This window comes from Holzapfeliella sp. JNUCC 80 (genome assembly GCF_053667655.1).
On the sequence record NZ_CM132205.1, the window covers coordinates 693,883 to 709,193 of the forward strand.

Annotated in this window: 23 protein-coding genes; 3 read left to right on the forward strand and 20 right to left on the reverse strand. The window is 35.5% G+C overall.

What is annotated here, in order from left to right:
- Positions 1-22 precede the first annotated feature (22 nt).
- From JNUCC80_RS03485 to JNUCC80_RS03520, 8 genes are all read right to left on the reverse strand, one after another.
- Positions 23-799, reverse strand: coding sequence for a phosphatidate cytidylyltransferase (locus JNUCC80_RS03485; protein ID WP_454152577.1), 777 nt, complete (start codon positions 797-799; stop codon positions 23-25).
- 29 nt (positions 800-828) lie between these two features.
- Positions 829-1,539 (reverse strand): isoprenyl transferase, encoded by a 711-nt coding sequence (locus JNUCC80_RS03490; protein ID WP_454152578.1) that lies wholly within the window; start codon positions 1,537-1,539, stop codon positions 829-831.
- A 27-nt stretch (positions 1,540-1,566) separates the two neighbouring features.
- Positions 1,567-2,124, reverse strand: coding sequence for a ribosome recycling factor (gene frr, locus JNUCC80_RS03495; RefSeq protein ID WP_454144480.1), 558 nt, complete (start codon positions 2,122-2,124; stop codon positions 1,567-1,569).
- Positions 2,124-2,852, reverse strand: a complete 729-nt coding sequence (gene pyrH / locus JNUCC80_RS03500) for a UMP kinase (protein WP_339969799.1) — start codon at positions 2,850-2,852, stop codon at positions 2,124-2,126. The genes frr and pyrH overlap by 1 nt, the downstream gene beginning before the upstream one ends.
- Positions 2,853-2,949: 97 nt before the next feature.
- A complete protein-coding gene (gene tsf / locus JNUCC80_RS03505) occupies positions 2,950-3,831 on the reverse strand; it encodes a translation elongation factor Ts (protein ID WP_454144478.1) in 882 nt (293 codons plus the stop codon).
- A gap of 42 nt (positions 3,832-3,873) precedes the next feature.
- Positions 3,874-4,617: a 30S ribosomal protein S2 gene (rpsB, locus tag JNUCC80_RS03510; RefSeq protein ID WP_454144476.1), complete on the reverse strand. Its 744-nt coding sequence runs from the start codon at positions 4,615-4,617 to the stop codon at positions 3,874-3,876.
- Between the two features lie 155 nt (positions 4,618-4,772).
- Complete coding sequence (locus JNUCC80_RS03515) at positions 4,773-5,060, reverse strand: GIY-YIG nuclease family protein (protein ID WP_454152579.1); 288 nt, start codon at positions 5,058-5,060, stop codon at positions 4,773-4,775.
- Complete coding sequence (locus JNUCC80_RS03520) at positions 5,047-5,793, reverse strand: tRNA1(Val) (adenine(37)-N6)-methyltransferase (protein WP_454152580.1); 747 nt, start codon at positions 5,791-5,793, stop codon at positions 5,047-5,049. Before JNUCC80_RS03520 ends, JNUCC80_RS03515 begins: the two co-directional genes overlap by 14 nt.
- Positions 5,794-5,869: 76 nt before the next feature.
- On the opposite strand from JNUCC80_RS03520, the gene JNUCC80_RS03525 reads away from it, so the two are divergent.
- Entirely contained in the window at positions 5,870-6,493 is a 624-nt protein-coding gene (locus JNUCC80_RS03525) for a lysophospholipid acyltransferase family protein (RefSeq protein WP_454152581.1), read from the forward strand.
- A 21-nt stretch (positions 6,494-6,514) separates the two neighbouring features.
- Here the strand turns inward: JNUCC80_RS03525 and JNUCC80_RS03530 are convergent, their stop codons facing one another.
- Together JNUCC80_RS03530 and JNUCC80_RS03535 are read right to left on the reverse strand one after the other, a co-directional pair.
- Entirely contained in the window at positions 6,515-6,736 is a 222-nt protein-coding gene (locus JNUCC80_RS03530) for a YneF family protein (RefSeq protein WP_339969811.1), read from the reverse strand.
- A 64-nt stretch (positions 6,737-6,800) separates the two neighbouring features.
- Positions 6,801-7,043, reverse strand: a complete 243-nt coding sequence (locus JNUCC80_RS03535) for a DUF896 domain-containing protein (protein WP_454152582.1) — start codon at positions 7,041-7,043, stop codon at positions 6,801-6,803.
- Between the two features lie 81 nt (positions 7,044-7,124).
- On the opposite strand from JNUCC80_RS03535, the gene lexA reads away from it, so the two are divergent.
- The gene (gene lexA, locus JNUCC80_RS03540; RefSeq protein ID WP_454152583.1) at positions 7,125-7,748 is read left to right on the forward strand and encodes a transcriptional repressor LexA; all 624 of its coding nucleotides are present in this window, start codon (positions 7,125-7,127) and stop codon (positions 7,746-7,748) included.
- A 26-nt stretch (positions 7,749-7,774) separates the two neighbouring features.
- Here the strand turns inward: lexA and JNUCC80_RS03545 are convergent, their stop codons facing one another.
- Positions 7,775-8,527: a DUF4811 domain-containing protein gene (locus JNUCC80_RS03545; RefSeq protein ID WP_454152584.1), complete on the reverse strand. Its 753-nt coding sequence runs from the start codon at positions 8,525-8,527 to the stop codon at positions 7,775-7,777.
- Between the two features lie 13 nt (positions 8,528-8,540).
- On the reverse strand, positions 8,541-10,055 hold the full coding sequence (locus JNUCC80_RS03550; protein ID WP_454152585.1) for an MDR family MFS transporter: 1,515 nt from the start codon (positions 10,053-10,055) through the stop codon (positions 8,541-8,543).
- Positions 10,056-10,183: 128 nt separating this feature from the next.
- On the opposite strand from JNUCC80_RS03550, the gene JNUCC80_RS03555 reads away from it, so the two are divergent.
- Positions 10,184-10,759: a TetR/AcrR family transcriptional regulator gene (locus tag JNUCC80_RS03555; protein WP_454152586.1), complete on the forward strand. Its 576-nt coding sequence runs from the start codon at positions 10,184-10,186 to the stop codon at positions 10,757-10,759.
- A gap of 37 nt (positions 10,760-10,796) precedes the next feature.
- On the opposite strand, the gene rpsN is transcribed toward JNUCC80_RS03555, so the two are convergent.
- The 8 genes from rpsN to ylxM all read right to left on the reverse strand — a co-directional run bounded on the left by rpsN (position 10,797) and on the right by ylxM (position 15,280).
- Positions 10,797-11,066, reverse strand: a complete 270-nt coding sequence (rpsN, locus tag JNUCC80_RS03560; RefSeq protein ID WP_454152587.1) for a 30S ribosomal protein S14 — start codon at positions 11,064-11,066, stop codon at positions 10,797-10,799.
- 9 nt (positions 11,067-11,075) lie between these two features.
- Positions 11,076-11,225: a 50S ribosomal protein L33 gene (gene rpmG / locus JNUCC80_RS03565; RefSeq protein WP_454152588.1), complete on the reverse strand. Its 150-nt coding sequence runs from the start codon at positions 11,223-11,225 to the stop codon at positions 11,076-11,078.
- A gap of 147 nt (positions 11,226-11,372) precedes the next feature.
- Entirely contained in the window at positions 11,373-11,720 is a 348-nt protein-coding gene (rplS, locus tag JNUCC80_RS03570; RefSeq protein ID WP_339969829.1) for a 50S ribosomal protein L19, read from the reverse strand.
- Positions 11,721-11,845: 125 nt separating this feature from the next.
- Positions 11,846-12,577 (reverse strand): tRNA (guanosine(37)-N1)-methyltransferase TrmD, encoded by a 732-nt coding sequence (gene trmD / locus JNUCC80_RS03575; RefSeq protein WP_454152589.1) that lies wholly within the window; start codon positions 12,575-12,577, stop codon positions 11,846-11,848.
- Complete coding sequence (gene rimM, locus JNUCC80_RS03580) at positions 12,567-13,088, reverse strand: ribosome maturation factor RimM (RefSeq protein ID WP_454144456.1); 522 nt, start codon at positions 13,086-13,088, stop codon at positions 12,567-12,569. The genes trmD and rimM overlap by 11 nt, the downstream gene beginning before the upstream one ends.
- A gap of 62 nt (positions 13,089-13,150) precedes the next feature.
- Positions 13,151-13,423 (reverse strand): 30S ribosomal protein S16, encoded by a 273-nt coding sequence (rpsP, locus tag JNUCC80_RS03585; RefSeq protein WP_454152590.1) that lies wholly within the window; start codon positions 13,421-13,423, stop codon positions 13,151-13,153.
- A 79-nt stretch (positions 13,424-13,502) separates the two neighbouring features.
- Positions 13,503-14,939: a signal recognition particle protein gene (ffh, locus tag JNUCC80_RS03590; protein WP_454152591.1), complete on the reverse strand. Its 1,437-nt coding sequence runs from the start codon at positions 14,937-14,939 to the stop codon at positions 13,503-13,505.
- 2 nt (positions 14,940-14,941) lie between these two features.
- Positions 14,942-15,280 carry a YlxM family DNA-binding protein gene (gene ylxM / locus JNUCC80_RS03595; protein ID WP_454152592.1) on the reverse strand — a complete coding sequence of 113 codons (339 nt, stop codon included), beginning with the start codon at positions 15,278-15,280 and terminating at the stop codon, positions 14,942-14,944.
- Positions 15,281-15,311: the final 31 nt, after the last annotated feature.

A 15,311-nucleotide genomic window follows, 5' to 3' on the forward strand; every position in this document is an offset into this window, starting at 1 on the left:
TGCTCTTTGGCTCCTGTTCTTTTTAAAATAATCCGATTAAATAAGCAACGGGCAATACAAATAGTAAACTATCAAAGCGGTCTAAAATTCCACCATGACCTGGTAGAATCGTCCCACTGTCTTTAACTTGGTAAAAACGCTTGTAAGCTGATTCTACTAAGTCACCAATTTGGCCGACTATGGATAATAACCCACTTATAATAATAACTTGTACCCATGACATATTTAATGGCACAAGGCTAGTATATAGTAGTGACGCCAAAATTGCGACAACAACGCCACCTACAGAACCTTCAATTGTTTTATTGGGACTAATTGGCTTATACAATGGGTGCTTCCCAATGGTTCTACCAACTAGATAAGCGCCACTATCTGTAATCCAAATAATGACCAATAGTAACCCAACAAATGCCAGTCCTTTTTCAGATGCTCTAGCTTGTAAAAAGTAGTGGAACCCTTGTCCAACATATAATGATGTAATGGCAATAACCCCAACATCTTCAAAGTTGAACCGATTAGAGTCAATAATTGTTAACCCTAGTAATAAGACCATTAAAAGTAAGAATACTCGGTAACGATCCATCGGCAAATTCTGATCAAAAACGGTCAAAGAAACTGCAGCTAAGGCAGCTAATACAAAGTCTACTGAAACCAGCACTCGTTTTTTCATCATGTAAATTTCAGCCATGGCAATAATACTTAAAACCGCCATAATAATCGTTAAATAAATCCCTCCAACATAAACTAAAGGGAGCGCGATTGCCAAAGCAACTAGTGCCGTCAATACACGTATTTTCATTAGCACGTCTCTTCTTTCTTTTTGGACTATTATAGCTTACCAAAACGTCGATGACGCTTAGAAAAGTCCTCGATAATATCAGTCAAATCTTCTGGAGAGAAGTCTGGCCAACTTTTATCCGTAAAGGCAAACTCTGTATAAGCTGATTGCCAAAGCAAAAAGTTTGACAGTCTTTGCTCACCACTTGTTCTGATTAATAAATCGGGATCTTCAAATTGACTAGTCAATAAATGCTTTTCGATAGCATCTTCTGTCACATCAGATGGACTTAATTCACCTGCTTGGATTTGTTGACCAATTTCTTTCATTGCTTGGGTTAATTCACGTCTTGAACCGTAATTCAAGGCAAAATTCAAAACTAATCCCGTATTATTTTTGGTTTGGTCAACCGCTTTCATTACGACATCATAAGTTGATTGTGGTAACTCATCTAAAAATCCCATAACATTCACACGAACGTTTTCTGCCATCAATTCTGGCATGAATTTGTCAAAAAATAAAGCGGGTAATTTCATTAAATAACCCACTTCTTCTGTTGGACGTCCCCAATTTTCAGTTGAAAAAGCATATAAAGTTAAGACTTTTATACCTAAGCGACTAGCTGCTTTTGTAATTGACTTAACATTGTCCATCCCTTGCTTATGGCCGGCAACACGTGGCAAGAAGCGTTTCTTTGCCCAACGCCCATTACCGTCCATAATAATTGCTAAATGGTTAAGATTACTTGATTGTGATTTCATTTGTATTCCTATCAAAAAACCGAAGTTTTAACCTTCGGTAATTTCAGCACTTTTTGCATCAGATGAATCTTCAATTTCTTTGATTGCATCGTCAGTTAATTTTTGAATGTCTTTTTCTAATAGACGTAGTTCATCTTCAGTGATGTCACCATTTTTTTGTTGTTTTTTAACATCTTCCATTGCATCACGACGAATGTTACGGATTGCAACTTTTCCTTGTTCAGCAATTTTACCAACTTCTTTAGCTAACTCTTGACGACGTTCACCTGTTAGTTGAGGAATAACTAGACGAATAACATCACCATCATTAGCTGGGTTAAGACCTAAGTCAGAAGCTAAGATTGCTTTTTCGATATCACCTAGTGAAGACTTGTCATATGGTGAAATCATCAATACACGTGCTTCAGGAATTGTAACTGAAGCCATTTGATTTAGCGGTGTTGGTGCGCCGTAGTAGTTAACCTTAACAGGGTTTAAAATACTTGCGTTAGCTTTACCTGCACGAACGTTTCCAATTTCTTGTTGGTAAACTTGTACACTTTTTTTCATTGATTCTTTAGCGTTTGTAGTTGCTTGGTTTTGCATTATGATTTTCCTCCGCGAATTTTTGTTCCAATATCTTCTCCGAGTACAACACGTTCAATATTTCCAGGCTCATTGATGTTAAAGACAATTAAAGGAATATCATTGTCCATTGATAGGAAACTTGCTGTCATATCCATTACACGAAGATCTTTGTTAATCATGTCTGATTGTGATAATTCATCAAATTTAACAGCATCTGGATCTTGTTTTGGATCTGCTGAGTAAACACCGTCAACATTATTTTTAGCCATCAAAATAACTTCTGCATCCATTTCAGCAGCTCTAAGTGCTGCAACAGTATCAGTTGAAAAGTAAGGATTACCAGTTCCAGCAGCAAAGATAACCACACGATGTTTTTCAAGATGACGAATCGCACGACGACGAATATAAGGTTCTGCGATTTGACGCATTTCAATTGCAGTTTGAACGCGTGTTGGGACACCAACAGATTCCAAACCATCTTGTAATGCCAAACTGTTCATTACAGTTGCTAGCATTCCCATGTAGTCGGCTTGAGAACGTTCCATACCTAGTTTGGCACCTGTTTCACCACGCCAGATATTACCGCCACCAACAACAATTGAAATTTCAACGCCTAACGCATGAACTGATTTAATTTCTTCAGCTAGACTTTTGATGATTTCAGGATTAATACCAAAACCATCTTTACCGGCTAAGGCTTCGCCACTAACCTTTAAAACAACTCGTTTATAATTAATTGAACTCATGGAATCCTCCTACTATACTGATAACATTTTATCATATTTAAAGTATTAAATCGTATTTTTTCCAAAAAAATAACACCTTAACGGTGTTAAATTTTTGTTATTTTCTAACTTGACTCATAACTTCTTCAACAAAGTTATCAGCTTTCTTTTCGATTCCCTCACCGACTTCGTAACGAACAAAGTTAACAACTTTTCCGCCTTTAGATTCAACGAATTGTTGAACTGTTTGGTCAGGATCTTTAACGAATTCTTGGTCTACTAAACTAATTTCTGATAAGAATTTGTTCATGCGACCTTCAACGATTTTTGGAATAATCTTTTCAGGTTTTCCTTCGTTTTTAGTTTCTTCTGTGAATACTTCTTTTTCGTGGTCTAAGACTTCTGAAGGAACGTCTTCACGTGAAACGTATTTAGGATTGATAGCTGCAACGTGCATTGCAACATCTTTAGCTGTTTGTTCGTCAGCACCTTCTAATGTTACAAGTGCTAGGATTGTTCCACCGTTGTGTAAGTAAGCACCAAATACTTGGTTATCTTCTTTTTTCACTAGGTTGAAACGACGGAAGCTAATTTTTTCACCGATAACAGATGTTAAGTTTGTGATTTCATCTTGAACTGTACCATTTTCGTTGTATGGTAGAGCCATTGCTGCTTCAACTGATTCAGGTTGTGCTTCAGCAATTTTACCAGCTACATCTTTAACGAAAGATACGAAACGATCGTTTGATGAAACGAAGTCTGTTTCTGAGTTAACTTCAACCATTGCTGCAACGTTTCCGCTGAATTCAACATCAGCTAAACCTTCAGCTGCAACACGATCACTCTTCTTAGCTGCTTTCAAAGCACCTTTTTTACGAAGTTCATCGATTGCTAGGTCCATGTCACCGTCTGTAGCAACAAGCGCTTTTTTAGCGTCCATCATACCAGCACCGGTTTTTTCACGAAGTTCTTTTACTTGAGCCGCTGTAATACCAGCCATGTCAAATACCCCCTATTAAATTTTCAAGTTAATTAATTAAAATTATTTTTCTTCTGATTTTGCTTCTTCTTTTTCGAATGAAGCTTCATCGATTGCTTGGTCTTCACCTTGTTTACCTTCGATGATGGCGTCAGCCATGCTGCTTGTAATTAAACGTACGGCACGAATAGCGTCATCGTTAGATGGAATGATTACATCAATTTCATCTGGGTCACTGTTTGTATCAACCATAGCAACGATAGGAATGTTAAGTTTTTGAGCTTCTTTAACTGCAATTCTTTCTTTGCGAGGGTCAACGATGAATAATACATCTGGGATTCTTGGCATATCTTCGATACCACCAAGGAATCTTTCAAGTCTTTCGCGTTGTTTGTTTAACAATGCAACTTCTTTTTTAGGAAGTACGTCGAATGTACCATCTTCAGCCATAGCTTTGATTTCTTTAAGACGTTTGATACGACCTTGAATTGTATCCCAGTTAGTCAATGTTCCACCTAACCAACGGTGGTTGATGTAGAATTGACCTGCACGTGTTGCTTCTTCTGCGATTGCATCTTGAGCTTGTTTTTTAGTACCAACAAAAAGAAATACACCGTCATCTGCTGCAACTGCTTTAACGTAGTTGTAAGCATCTTCAACCATACGAACTGTTTTTTGTAGGTCGATGATGTAGATTCCGTTTCTTTCTGTAAAGATATAAGGTTTCATTTTTGGATTCCAACGTCTTGTTTGGTGACCAAAATGTACACCTGATTCAAGTAATTGTTTCATGCTAATTACTGACATAAATAAATTCCTCCATTTGGTTTTTTTAGATCCTCTCAGCAGTTTTATATCTCTTTGATAAAACTTTAATTAAAAGCACCTTATCAAAAATTTACTACTGATGTGGTTTGCTGCTTTTTGCAACTATCAAATTATACCCTATATTTTTAATTGGTTCAACTGTTTTTATTAAAATAAGGAGCTAATCCATGATGTTCTTTTAAAAAACGTTGTTTTTGCTTTCTAGTCTTCTTTTTAAACCATGCTTCTCGTTTTAAAGCTTGTGATTTGGTCTCGTAGGTTTCGTAATAAATAACGTGAACGGGGACTCTGGCTCGTGTATACTTAGCCCCTTTTTTGGCATTATGTGTAGCAAGTCTTTTGGTTAAGTTGGTCGTAAACCCGCCATAGTAAGTCTGATCACAACACCTTAGAACATAAAAATAATACTTAATCCCTTTCACCTGCCAAAATTCTTTGAATAGCTTCAGTATAGTTGTTGTCTGCCTCGTGAACCACAATCTCTGGCAACAATTTAACGCCAGACATCGCCCCTTTTGCCATTGCCTCCACTAAAACAATATTAGCTTCTCGTCCAGCTTTTGGAATGATGGATTGAATCTTTCTTGGCATCAAATCATATTTTGCCATTACTGTTATAATTTCGGTTAGCCGTTCTGGACGATGAACCATAAATAACTTACCTTTTGTTTTTAGTAAGCCTGCTGACTCTTTGATAATATCTTCCAGGTTAATCATAATTTCATGTCTAGCAATAGCTAGTTGTTCGTTTGGATTAACTTTGTGTCCAGAATCAAGCTCAAAATAGGGGGGATTACAAATCACAGCATCATAATTATCTTTCTTCAAAAAACTTGTGGCTTGTTTTGCATCCCGATTGTGAACGGTGATTTGTTCAATTAGTCCATTTAACTCTACAGATCTTTTTGCCATTTCAGCAATATCTGATTGAATTTCGACAGCATCAATCTGAGCTGTTTCATAGTAATGTGTCAAAAATAAACTAGCCGCCCCATTACCTGAACATAAATCAGCTACTTTGCTATTCTTTTTTATCTGTGTAAAATAAGCTAATAAGATTGTATCTAAAGAAAAAGAAAAGACTGTTTTATTTTGAATGATTTTAATCTTTTCATTGAATAGATGGTTAATTTCTTCATTTTCGTAAAGCGTCATAAGTGTCATTTCCTTTTCAAATATCAGTTAAACTGTTTTTTTGTTATAATAACATGGTTAAAAGAAAGGTGATAATATGTTTTATCGATTTATTCGTGTTGTTGCACGCGCAATATTCTTCATTATAAATGGTCGACCACTAGTTCTGCATAAAGAAAGATTACCTGAGGGCAATTATATCTTAATTGCTCCTCATAGAACTTGGTGGGAGCCCATTATCTTTGCCCTAGCAGCTAGTCCAAAAGAATTTATGTTTATGGCAAAAAAAGAATTATTCAAAAATCCAATTTTAAGATTTGTCTTGAATCATTCTCATGGATTTAGTGTAGACCGTCAAAATCCCGGTCCTTCTGTCATTAAAATCCCCGTTAAAAATTTAAGAAACACAGAGCTTAGCTTAATCATGTTCCCAACTGGATCGCGTTATTCTAATGACGTAAAAGCTGGAGCTGGTGTAATTGCTAAAATGGCAAATGTTCCTTTGGTCCCCGCTGTTTATCAAGGTCCTCTAAAAATGAGTGGCGTTTTCAAACGTCAAAAGATGTCCATCACGTTTGGTGAACCAATCTATATTGATAAGAAACAAAAACTAACAGATGAATTCAATCAACAATTGGACCAAGATATTCAAAACCACTGGAATGCAATTGACCAAGAAACAAATCCAGATTTCCAATATACCCCCAAACAAAAAAAGTAGCTAGATAACCTAGCTACTTTTTTATTTACGGTTTTTTGAACGCATGTTTGCCATCACTTGATTCAATTTCTTAGATGATGGTTTTTGTCCCATTTGTGCCATCATTGAACGAATCATGTCTTCACTGATTGGCGGATTGTCTTGTAAATATTTCTTCATGTAAGATCTAGCTAAGAAGAAACCTAAAACTAGTCCACCGATTAAGGCAATCACAATTAATAAAATCGCAAGTCCTAAATTCATATTACGCACCCCCGTTTATTAGTTACATTATACTATTTTACACAAACGTCTAGAAGTTTGACAACTAATCTTCACGCAAACCTTTTCTTCTTTGTGCTTCTTTTGCTTTTTCTGATGTTACTTCTTTACCGTCTTTATCGATAATTTTCATGTTCTCAATTTGTTGTTTGAATCCAGCACGGAAATCGGCTAAATATTCACGATGAAGTTTTTTACGTTCCATTTCTTCAGCTTCGCTTAATCCAGCTTCTTTACGTTTTTTAGCTAATTCGTTAATACGGTCGATTCTTTCTTGGTTTTGACTCATAATAATAACCTCTTTTTTATGATTGTTTATTTATTATTTGGTGTGCTATCCTTATTTTAACAATATTAAGGGAGTAATTAAATGGCTAACATCAAAGAAAATAAACGATTAGAAATTTTAAATTATCTTTATTATACCATTTTAGATAATCAATATGCCCCTAGTGTACGCGAAATTGCACAACATGTTAACCTAGCTTCTACTTCCACCGTACACAGTCATTTGAAAAAATTAGAACTAGATGGATACATTACTAAAGAAGGTAACAAAACACGTGCTATTCGCGTGACAGACTTAGGGAAAGACCGACTTGATATTAAAGAAGATGCGATTCCTGTTATTGGTGAAATTGTTGCAGGTGAACCTGCTTATACTTTTGATGAAACAGTAAGTGACTATTTCCCAATTCCCCCACATCTTGAACATCTCAAAAACGAGTTATTCATTTTAGAAGTCAAAGGAAACAGTATGATTAATGCGCATATCTGTCCTGGTGATTATGTCTTTGTTAAGTCTCAAACTAATGCTCAAAATGGGGACATTGTTGTTGCACTAACTGAAGATAACGAAGCCACACTTAAGCGTTTCTATAAAGATAATCAAACCATCTATCTTCACCCAGAAAACGACACGATGTCAGATATCGAAGTTGATAATATTAATATTTTAGGTAAAGTTGTGAGCCTTTACCGGCCCTCAATCTAAAAAAGCATCCCTAGCGGGATGTTTTTTTAATTAAGTAAGCTTTTCATCATTGATAAAGTTAAGTCCGTAGTGACCTTTTGTGTGTAATCAGCAAGTTGTGTTTGAGTTGCTGACGGATTTTGAACTTGATAGCTTTGCACTTGGCGTGCTACTTCTTGTTTAAGTTGAGTTTGTTGCGCTTGTTTTTGTTCATCTGTCATTGCTTGTTGTCTTTCTGACAATTGCTTAGCTTGATCAGCTGATAAAATTAGCCAATTAGACTCAGGAACCGTAACTTCGTTTGTTTCTGAAATCAATTCAGTTTCAGTATCATCTACTTTAAATAATGATTTATATAGGTCTGATGTGTAGTGCCATTTTGTGGTCGTTGTTTTAAGCTTGGCTGGTTCATTACCCGCCACAACTTGATAATTAGCTGATTTTTTGACTGATTCAGTTAAGTGTGTTTGATCTGGAACAAAAGCAGTAACAGGTTTATCTTGATCTTTTGATTCTCTAAAACTCATTGCATAATTATCAGAATCAGTCCCAATTTGATTAGCAACTAAAAGACTCACAGGAGAATTTAATTGACCTGCAGTATAAATGTTAGTTTCTTTTGTTTCAACTTCTTGAGCCATTCCAAAATGATAAGAAGTATTGGCAATAATTGCGATAGTTGAAAGCAATAGTAATGCAGAACAAAAGGTTCCAACAAGTCGTCTTATAACATCTGGTTTAATTAAGAACCATGATGCTAACGTTAACAGCGTCAAGACAATAACAATTATAATAATCAAATTAAAGCACCTCCTATTTTGTTTTATTTTTTTTATCTTGTGGTTGGTTAGTTACAAATAACGCCATAATAAAGCCAATTACTGCAAAAGCTAGTCCCATAGTAAAGGCCACTCTAAATCCATCCATAGAAGCTGTTAAGGTCTGTGCCCCATATTTAATTGGATCAGCTGCTTTTAAAGCCTCAGCTGGTGCATGGGTATTCATAATATTTTGTGTAACAGAAGTTAATAGTGCGACAACAATAGAAGTTGAAACTTGTCTCATCGTATTATTAGCAGCTGTTGCGTGAGTTGAAAGTTCTGTAGGTAGTGCTGCCATCGCACGTGTTGTTAATGGCATCATCGTTAGCGCAACACCCATCATTCGAACAGCATACAATACTGTAATAATGTGAGTTGGTGTTGTTGCTGATAAGAATGTAAATGGTAATGTCCCAATAGCTACAACCGATAATCCGACTAAAGCAAGGCGTTTTACCCCAACTTTATTATATAAAATGCCGGCAATTGGTGAAACAATCCCCATCATTAATGCCCCACCTAGTAATGTTAAACCAGAGTTAAGTGGTGTTAAGCCATGAACATTTTGTAGATAAGTTGGCAACATCATTTCAACACCGTACATTGCCATCGCAACCATAATAACGGTTAAAGTTGGAATGGTGAAGTCTTTGACTTTGAAGACCCTAACATCTAAGAATGGCACTTTTAGTTTCAATTGACGTAATACAAAAATCACCAATAATGCAATACCTGCAACAATTGGCAAGATAACATTCATAAAGTCTGTCCAACCTGCTGTTGCCACGTTTGTAAATCCAAGTAAGAATAAACCAAATCCAATAACAGATAAGAATAATGATAAAACATCTAACTTAACTGATTTGTTAGGTATAACATCTTTCATCACGAATGGGCTTAGCACAAACGCAATTAAAACAACAATCAACGGTAGGACAAAAATTGTACGCCATGAATTAGAAATTGTTAATCCTAAAACAACGTGGTTTTGATCCAAAATCCAACCTGAAAGTGTTGGCCCAATTGCAGGACCCATCCCGATAACAAGCCCACCTAATCCAAGAGCTGTTGCCCTTTCTTTTAAGTTGAACATGTTTAAAATAACAATTTGCATCAGTGGCATCATAACCCCAACTGCAATTGCAGCTAGAACTCTTCCAATTAAGAAGATAATCCAAGCTGAATGATTGGCTGGTGTTAATGCTGTTAATCCGATTCCTATTGCTAATAGTCCGTAAGCCCCAACGTGTAAGATTCGAGTTGAAATACGAGTAGCTAAGTACGCCGTCAAAGGAATCATAACACCGTTGGCAAGCAAGAACCAAGTTGTTGCTTGTTGTGCTGTACTTAAATTGATGTCAAATTCTTTCATCAATGTTGGAAGCGCAGTTCCAAGTGATGTTTGCATCAAAATACCAGCAAATGTTGCAAATAAAATAAGTAGCATAACCGTTATACGATTATAGGGTTTGCCGTGTATATCTAAATGATTTTGAGTAGTTTCCATTATTTCCTCCTTATATTTTTAAAAATTCCATTTGAAACTATACGCTTATTCTGGTAGATTATCTACAACAAAATAAGTCATTATGTCTTATTTTTATCTTATCACTATTTTTCAAGGGAGTTAAACCTATGGCTTATGAAAACAAAACCAACCTGACTCAAAAAAAGATAAAACGTGCTTTTTTAGAGATTTTAACTGAAAAGAAATTTGACAGCGTGACTATTGGTGACATCGTTAACAAAGCTGGTATTCACCGTAGTAGCTTTTATCGGTATTATGAGGATAAATATCAACTTGCTGGCAGTATTGAATATCAAATCATGTGTCATCTTAGAGAAAAACGGAAAAGTTGGATGGCTAAAAATCCAGATATTGATCTTGCTGATCCAGATTCAATGATGCATCTTTTTCTCGCAATTAATGATTTTGCTCCTGCTATTAATATTCTACTTAGTCAAAATGGTGATCCTAGCTTTGAAGTCAGATTACGAAATGTTATGATGGAAAAGTTTTTTAGAAATTCCAAGTATGCTGATGTTTCAAGCGATAAATTACTATTACTCAGAGAATTTTCAATTGATATGATTATTCAAACTTATAAATACTGGGCATCTCCAAACAAAGAATTATCGGCTAAAGAGCTAGCCAATCTACTTAGTGATATTTATCAAAAAGGTTTTCGCCACGCGGTTGAGAACATATAAAAAAGCTTTCGTTAACTGACGAAAGCTTTTTTATTGATTACCAGCTGGCTTTTTTAACACCAGGAATTTGTCCTTTTAGGGCTAATTGTCTAAAGTTTAAACGTGATAACTTAAATTTTCGTATATAACCTCTTGGTCTACCATCTAGTAAATCACGATTTTGTAACCGATTAGGATTTGACTCTTTAGGTAATTTTGCAAGCGCTGCATAGTCGCCTTTTGCTTTGAGCTCTTTTCTAATTGTCGCGTAACGACTGATTAGTTCTCTTTGTTTACTTGCTTTTGCTATCTTTGATTTTTTAGCCATTCAATCTCCTTATTTTGTTTCTTTAAATACCATACGTTGACGTTTTTTAGGTGAATATTTTTTGAACTCTAAACGCTCAGGGTTATTACGTTTGTTTTTATTAGTTAAGTACATTCTTTCACCAGTTTCTGCACACTCTAAAAGAATATTTTGTCTCATTGTAGAACCTTCTTTCTTGTTTTAAATAGTAATTATTATCATTTAAAATACAATGTTATCATATTTTATTGACTTGTCAACTAATCCTTTGGACAAAAAAAGCTATTACTGTTAAAAGTAATAGCTTTTTTATTGTGAAAAATAGAATTATCTTCTTTTTTCTGGGATTCTTGCTGCTTTACCACGTAGGTTACGTAGGTAGTAAAGTTTAGCACGACGTACACGACCTTGACGAGTTACTTCAATCTTAGCAACACGAGGTGTGTGTAGTGGGAATGTACGTTCTACACCAACACCACTACTGATTTTACGAACTGTGTAGCTTGCGCTTACGCCAGTTCCTCTTCTTTTGATAACAACACCTTCGAAGATTTGGATACGTTCGCGAGTACCTTCAACAACTTTTGCGTGAACACGAACTGTATCTCCGGCACGGAAATCAGGAAGATCTGTTTTTAGTTGATCTTGTGTTAAATCTTTAATCAATTGATTCATGATTTTTTCTCCTTTGTCGACACTCTTAATCAAACTCGACCAGCGGAATATCCGATTTATTAGTGATTACTATCACAATACGATATTTTAGCAGTATTATTTTGAAAAGTCAACGTTACTTAATATTAAGATTCGTTAGCCAATTCTTGTTTGATTTCTTGTAATAATTGATGTTGTTTAAGGCTCAAAACTTTGTTTTCTAGTAAGTCTGGACGATATAAGTAGGTGTTTTTAAGTGATTGTTTCTCACGCCAAGCTTTGATATTAGCATGATGACCACTTAATAAAACATCCGGCACTTTTTGTCCTTCAAATTCCGCTGGACGTGTATATTGTGGGTATTCTAATAACCCATCAGAAAAAGATTCATCACTTGCTGAATCTTCATTACCTAAAACACCTGGAATTAGTCTTACTGTTGAATCAATCATTGCCATTGTTGGAATTTCTCCACCAGTTAAAATAAAATCACCGATAGAAACGACATCTGTCGCATATTGATACACACGTTGATCAAATCCTTCATAATGACCGCAGATAAAAGTGATATTGTCATAATTATTAGCCCAATCTGTTGCCATTTCTTGATTAAATGGTTTTCCCGTTGGTGCTAAAATAACAACTTTTTGCTTGTTTTCAATTTCAGATAAAGCACTAGCAATAGGTTGAACTTGTAGAACCATCCCTGGTCCCCCGCCATAGGGCGCGTCATCAACATGCATTTGCTTATCTTTAGTGAATTTACGAAAGTCAATCACATTTAAGTTGAGCTTTTCATTCTCAATGGCTTTTCCAACAACAGAATGCTTCATTGATTCAAACATATCTGGAAACAGCGTTAAAACATTAATTTTCATCAATTAACCCCTCAGGTACTTCTACCCAAGCTTTGTTTTGATCCAAGTCAATTTTTTTGACGATTTGGTTTAAGAATGGGAGTAAAACATCTTTTCGGCCAGGTTTTTCAATTGTCCAAACATCGTTTGCACCTGTTGGGAAAATTTCAGTTACTGTGCCGAGCACTTCATCTTTATCTAAATCAATTACTTCGATTCCGATAATTTCATGGTAGTAATAAGCGCCATCTTCAAGTTCTTGCAAGTTATCTTCTGCAACATAAAGTAAATCGCTTTTATATTTTTCGACTAAGTTAATGTCTTCTAAGCCCTCAAAGAGAACTAGTAAGAAGTTCTTAACAGAGCGTGTACTTTTAACCGTTACTTCAATTTCTTGTTTTTGATGTTCAATAATTAAAGACATACCAGGTGAAAAGCGCTCTTCAATAAAGTCTGTTGAAGGAAAAACTTTCAACTCACCTTTTATTCCGTGAGTATTAACAATTTTTCCAACTTCATATTTAGCTGTCATAAGGTTAACTCCTTTCAGAAAAAAAGCTTAAATGAAGTTACCTCATTTAAGCTTTTAAAAATTTATTTAGAGTATTTTGATTCGTGTAATTTTTTCATGATTCCAGCGCCAGATAGCAAGCTACGAACTGTATCTGAAGGTTGTGCACCTTTTTGTAACCATTCTAAAATTGAATCTTCTTCTAATTTTAATTGTGTTGGGTTTGAAAGTGGGTTGTAGTAACCAACTTCTTCGATAAAACGACCATCACGAGGTGATCTTGAATCTGCTACCACTAGACGGTAGAAAGGTTTACGTTTTGAACCCATACGACGCATACGAATTTTAACTGCCATATTAATGACCTCCTATTTTTATTAACTTAATTAGTTTAGCATGAACATTTTAAGTTGTAAAGGGTTTTTACTTAACAGATTATGATTTAAATCTTTTAGCTTTTTTAAGACGTTTTTTCTTTTTCTTTTGAGAACGTTTCATCATGGAATTCATGGCCATTTTACCCATCTTACCTTTCATTCCACCACCTAGCATGCCTTCAAGGTCGCTAGTATTTCCTTTTGAAACTTTTTGCATCATTTCTTTTGATTGTTTAAATTGCTTAATCATACGGTGAATTTCTTGAATATTACGACCAGAACCGGCTGCAATACGACGACGACGAGAAGGTGTTAAAATATCTGGATTTTCACGTTCTTCAGGTGTCATAGAATAAACAATAGCTTTTAGATGTGCAATATCTTTTTCACCAATATTAATATTTTGAAGTGCGGGGTTGTTTGCCATACCTGGAATCATCTTAATTAATTCATCAATAGGTCCCATACTTTGAATTTGATCCATTTGCGCAATAAAGTCATTGAAGTCAAATGTGTTTTCACGCATTTTCTCAGCTAATTCTTGCGCATTTTTTTCGTCATAATCTTGCTGAGCTTTTTCAATCAAGCTCATCATGTCACCCATACCTAAAATGCGGTTAGCCATTCTGTCAGGATGGAAAATATCTAAATCAGATAATTTTTCCCCTTCCCCAACATATAGAATTGGCTTGTTAGTGATTGAGCGAATTGATAAAGCGGCACCACCACGAGTATCCCCATCTAATTTAGTTAGAATAACACCTGTGATATCTAATGCTTGGTTAAAGCCATCGGCAACTGTTGCAGCCGCTTGACCTGTCATTGCATCGGCAACCAAAACAATGTTATCAGGTTGAGCGATTTCTTTAACATTTTTCAATTCATCCATTAAAGATTCGTCAATTTCAAGACGTCCAGCAGTATCAATAATCACATAATCATTTTTATTTTCTTTTGCTTGTTGCATCCCATGTCTAACAATATCTTCGGCAGAATTCTCGACACCTTCTTCATAAACCGGGATTTCCAATTGGTCCCCAATAACTTTCAATTGGTCAACAGCAGCTGGACGGTAAATATCAGCAGCAATTAGTAATGGACGTGCTTTTTGCTCTGCCATTAACCGGTTAGCTAATTTACCTGCAGTTGTAGTTTTACCAGTCCCTTGCAAACCAACCATCATGATAACTGTTGGGATTTTATCAGATTTGTTCAATTCAACTGACGATTCACCCATCATTTGTGTTAACTCTTCATTAACAATTTTAATGATTTGTTGACCCGGTGTTAAACTTTCGAGCACTTCTGATCCAAGGGCACGTTCTTTGATTTTTGCAATAAATTCTTTTACAACTTTAAAGTTAACATCAGCTTCTAAAAGCGCTAGACGAATTTCTCTAGTTGCTTGATTAATGTCAGTCTGCGTAACTTTACCTTTTTTACGTAAGCCAGATAGCGCATTCTGGATACGTTCGCTTAAGCCTTCAAATGCCATACTTAGTTCTCCTCTATTATTTTTCTGATTTTTTGTATTACGTTTTTTGCTTCATTATAATTTTGATTGTCAATAGTTGTGAGTGCTTGTTGACTCAACTGCTCAATAGCTAAAAAATTACGATTAAGATTCAACTTGGTCTCGTAGTCTTCTAGTAAACGTGTCGTTCTTTTGAGATTATCATAAACAGCTTGTCTTGAAACATCGGCATTTTCTGATATTTCCGCAAGCGATAAATCATTAAAGTAATAATCTTCAAAATAGCGTTGTTGCATAGCAGTTAGTAGAGGTCCATAAAATGAAAACAGCTGGGTTAAATATTGTGTTTTTTCTAAACTCATGCTTCGACCTCCTTGCATTAGGTTAAAGGAC

What these genes read in the sequence shown, in the direction of transcription:
- JNUCC80_RS03485 (WP_454152577.1), bottom strand. Translation starts at nt 799, where the DNA reads ATGAAAATACGTGTATTGACGGCACTAGTTGCTTTGGCAATCGCGCTC.
- JNUCC80_RS03490 (WP_454152578.1), bottom strand. Translation starts at nt 1,539, where the DNA reads ATGAAATCACAATCAAGTAATCTTAACCATTTAGCAATTATTATGGAC.
- frr (WP_454144480.1), bottom strand. Translation starts at nt 2,124, where the DNA reads ATGCAAAACCAAGCAACTACAAACGCTAAAGAATCAATGAAAAAAAGT.
- pyrH (WP_339969799.1), bottom strand. Translation starts at nt 2,852, where the DNA reads ATGAGTTCAATTAATTATAAACGAGTTGTTTTAAAGGTTAGTGGCGAA.
- tsf (WP_454144478.1), bottom strand. Translation starts at nt 3,831, where the DNA reads ATGGCTGGTATTACAGCGGCTCAAGTAAAAGAACTTCGTGAAAAAACC.
- rpsB (WP_454144476.1), bottom strand. Translation starts at nt 4,617, where the DNA reads ATGTCAGTAATTAGCATGAAACAATTACTTGAATCAGGTGTACATTTT.
- JNUCC80_RS03520 (WP_454152580.1), bottom strand. Translation starts at nt 5,793, where the DNA reads ATGACGCTTTACGAAAATGAAGAAATTAACCATCTATTCAATGAAAAG.
- JNUCC80_RS03525 (WP_454152581.1), top strand. Translation starts at nt 5,870, where the DNA reads ATGTTTTATCGATTTATTCGTGTTGTTGCACGCGCAATATTCTTCATT.
- JNUCC80_RS03530 (WP_339969811.1), bottom strand. Translation starts at nt 6,736, where the DNA reads ATGAATTTAGGACTTGCGATTTTATTAATTGTGATTGCCTTAATCGGT.
- JNUCC80_RS03535 (WP_454152582.1), bottom strand. Translation starts at nt 7,043, where the DNA reads ATGAGTCAAAACCAAGAAAGAATCGACCGTATTAACGAATTAGCTAAA.
- lexA (WP_454152583.1), top strand. Translation starts at nt 7,125, where the DNA reads ATGGCTAACATCAAAGAAAATAAACGATTAGAAATTTTAAATTATCTT.
- JNUCC80_RS03550 (WP_454152585.1), bottom strand. Translation starts at nt 10,055, where the DNA reads ATGGAAACTACTCAAAATCATTTAGATATACACGGCAAACCCTATAAT.
- JNUCC80_RS03555 (WP_454152586.1), top strand. Translation starts at nt 10,184, where the DNA reads ATGGCTTATGAAAACAAAACCAACCTGACTCAAAAAAAGATAAAACGT.
- rpsN (WP_454152587.1), bottom strand. Translation starts at nt 11,066, where the DNA reads ATGGCTAAAAAATCAAAGATAGCAAAAGCAAGTAAACAAAGAGAACTA.
- rpmG (WP_454152588.1), bottom strand. Translation starts at nt 11,225, where the DNA reads ATGAGACAAAATATTCTTTTAGAGTGTGCAGAAACTGGTGAAAGAATG.
- rplS (WP_339969829.1), bottom strand. Translation starts at nt 11,720, where the DNA reads ATGAATCAATTGATTAAAGATTTAACACAAGATCAACTAAAAACAGAT.
- trmD (WP_454152589.1), bottom strand. Translation starts at nt 12,577, where the DNA reads ATGAAAATTAATGTTTTAACGCTGTTTCCAGATATGTTTGAATCAATG.
- rimM (WP_454144456.1), bottom strand. Translation starts at nt 13,088, where the DNA reads ATGACAGCTAAATATGAAGTTGGAAAAATTGTTAATACTCACGGAATA.
- rpsP (WP_454152590.1), bottom strand. Translation starts at nt 13,423, where the DNA reads ATGGCAGTTAAAATTCGTATGCGTCGTATGGGTTCAAAACGTAAACCT.
- ffh (WP_454152591.1), bottom strand. Translation starts at nt 14,939, where the DNA reads ATGGCATTTGAAGGCTTAAGCGAACGTATCCAGAATGCGCTATCTGGC.
- ylxM (WP_454152592.1), bottom strand. Translation starts at nt 15,280, where the DNA reads ATGAGTTTAGAAAAAACACAATATTTAACCCAGCTGTTTTCATTTTAT.